This is a genomic window from Herbaspirillum sp. B65 (assembly GCF_000333555.1).
In the GTDB taxonomy this organism is placed as follows: domain Bacteria; phylum Pseudomonadota; class Gammaproteobacteria; order Burkholderiales; family Burkholderiaceae_D; genus Herbaspirillum; species Herbaspirillum rubrisubalbicans.
Genome location: NZ_BADI01000931.1, coordinates 1 through 1,965, shown reverse-complemented (window position 1 = coordinate 1,965; position 1,965 = coordinate 1). Strand labels below are relative to the sequence as shown.

1 protein-coding gene and 1 pseudogene are annotated in these 1,965 nt (G+C 61.3%); both read right to left on the bottom strand.

Features of this window, described 5'->3' with window-relative positions:
* Positions 1-161, bottom strand: a pseudogene (locus tag I5W_RS33640) (cystine ABC transporter substrate-binding protein); the annotation flags it as partial.
* A 137-nt stretch (positions 162-298) separates the two neighbouring features.
* Positions 299-1,965: ATP-binding cassette domain-containing protein (locus I5W_RS21785; protein WP_044530807.1), on the bottom strand; the 1,667-nt coding region annotated here is incomplete at its 5' end.

Below are 1,965 nucleotides of genomic sequence, written 5' to 3'. Positions count from 1 at the left end.
TCCTTGAAGTTGAACGGGGGATAGTTGCCTTCCAATGCCACCTTCAAGGTGCCGCTGCTCTTGACCGATTGCAGCAGATCCGCTGCCGAGACGCTCAGGGAGGAAGCCAGCAGTGCCGCGCCCACACCGGCCAGCAGCCATTGCTTGATGTTCTTGTTCATATATCGATGTCCTTATAAAAACTTTCGCCACAAAAAGTGCGGCCAGGGCGCAATGATGCCTTCGTTTTGCCCAACTGCAAGGGCTGGCTTAAGACATTCATGTAGAAAGCTTATGCCAGCCTCGGTTCCTTCGGACTTCAGGCCTGCAATTGCTCCAGTGCTTCCTGCTGTTCCAGCCATTCGTTTTCCAGCTGTTCCAGCTCCTTGCCGCAATAGGCCTGGTCGGTGATGAGCGTCTTGAGCTCATCCTTGTTGGCGGCATCGTAGATGTCGGGGCTGGCCAGGCGCGCATCGATCTCCGCCTTGCGGGCGTTGAGCTTGGCGATCTGCTCATCGAGCCGCTTGATGCGTGCCTCGATCGGCTTTTTCAGGGCCGACATCTTCTGGCGCTGCTCGGCCTCCAGGCGCTTCTGTTCCTTGCGGTCCACCAGCGAAGCCGGAGCGGCTTCCACCGGCTGGCTGGAGGTCGGCAGCGGCGCAGCGGCTGCGGCATCATTGCGGGCGGCCAGCTTGGTCTTGAAGAGCCAATCCTTGTAGTCGTCCAGGTCGCCGTCGAAGGGTTGCAGCTTGCCTTCGGCCACGATCAGGAACTGGTCGGTCGTGGCGCGCAGCAGGTGGCGATCGTGGGATACCAGCACGAGGGTACCCTCGAACTGCGCCAGCGCCATGGTCAAGGCTTCGCGGGTTTCCAGGTCGAGGTGGTTGGTCGGTTCGTCCAGCAGCAACAGGTTGGGGCGCTGCCAGACGATCAGGGCCAGCGCCAGGCGTGCCTTTTCGCCGCCGGAGAAGGGGGCGATGGAGGAGGTGGCCATGGTGCCGTTGAAATTGAAACTGCCCAGGAAGTTGCGCAACTCCTGTTCGCGCACATCGGGCGCCAGCCGGGTCAAGTGCCAAAGCGGCGATTCGTCATGGCGCAGCATCTCCACCTGATGCTGGGCGAAGTAACCGATCACCAGACCCTTGCCCAGGCGGGCCGTGCCGGAAAGCGGATCGATCTCGCCCGCCACCGTCTTGATGAGCGTCGATTTACCGGCGCCGTTGACGCCCAACAGGCCAATGCGCTGGCCACTCTGCAGCGAGAAATCGATGCCGTGCACGATGATCTTGTCTTCGTCGGGCGCGCCGTTCTTGCCCTCGATGTGATAGCCGGCGTTGACCTTTTCCATCACCAGGAGCGGATTGGGCGCCGACAAGGGCTCGCGGAATTCAAACGAGAACTCGGCTGCCGCCCGCAGCGGTGCCAGCTCTTCCATCTTGGACAAAGCCTTCATACGGCTCTGTGCCTGGCGCGCCTTGGTCGCCTTGGCCTTGAAGCGGTCGATGAAGGATTGCAGGTGCGCGCGCTGGCGCTGCTGCTTCTCGATCATCCCTGCCATCAGTTCCAACTGGGCCGAGCGCTGGCGCTCGAAGGCGCTGTAGTTGCCGGAATAACGCTTCAGTTTGCGATCATCGATATGAACGATCACGTTCACCACGCCATCCAGGAAATCGCGGTCGTGTGAAATGATGAGCAGCGTGCCCTCATAGCGCTTCAACCAGTCTTCCAGCCAGATGATGGCATCCAGGTCCAGGTGGTTGGTCGGTTCGTCCAGCAGCAGCAGGTCGGACGGACACATCAGCGCCTGCGCCAGGTTCAGGCGCATGCGCCAGCCACCGGAGAAGCTGGCCACCGGCCGTTCCATCTGTTCTAGCGAAAACCCCAGCCCCAGCAGCAATTGCTCGGCACGCGAGCGCACGGTATAGGCATCGGCATCGGCCAGGGCGGTGTGCAGCTCGGCCACGTGATTACCGTCGTGCTGGTCGT